The organism is Mesorhizobium sp. Cs1299R1N1, from assembly GCF_037179655.1.
In the GTDB taxonomy this organism is placed as follows: Bacteria; Pseudomonadota; Alphaproteobacteria; order Rhizobiales; family Rhizobiaceae; genus Mesorhizobium; species Mesorhizobium salmacidum.
In genome coordinates, this window is the sequence record NZ_JAPYKR010000117.1 from 1 (window position 1) to 511 (window position 511).

1 protein-coding gene is annotated in these 511 nt (G+C 69.7%); it reads right to left on the bottom strand.

The window, feature by feature from the left end; translation table 11 throughout:
• Nucleotides 1–511 (bottom strand): AMP-binding protein (locus O7A70_RS33975; RefSeq protein ID WP_337144229.1); only part of this gene is annotated, 511 nt, incomplete at both ends.

The following is a 511-nucleotide window of genomic DNA, read 5'->3' on the forward strand; positions in this document are numbered from 1 at the left end:
ATGACATAGGCGAGATGGCGCGAGGTGAGGCCGAGCGCGCGCGGGTCTGGATCGGACGCCGGCAGCTCCGCCCAGGGCGGCGTGGCCGCATCCAGATCGACCACGCTCACATCGGCGAGCGCTTCGGCGCCGAGCGCGGCGCGGCCGGCCGCATCGCAAAGCAGCAGCCGCGGTGCGGCATCGTCGAGCACCTGGTTGAGCCGCGCGCTGGGATAGGCGGGATCGAGCGGCAGATAGGCACCGCCCGCCTTGAGGATCGCCAAAACCCCCACCACCATGGCCGGGCCGCGCTCCAGGCAGATCGCCACCGGCTGGTCCGGCTTGACCCCGAGCCCGATCAGATGATGGGCCAGCCGGTTGGCGCGCGCGTTGAGCTCGCCATAGCTCAGCTCTTCAGCCTCATGCACCACCGCAACCCTATCCGGCGCCTGGCGCACCTGCGCCTCGAACAGTTCATGGATGCACATATCCGAGGGGTAAGGCGCCGCCGTGCGGTTCAGCTCTTCCAGCA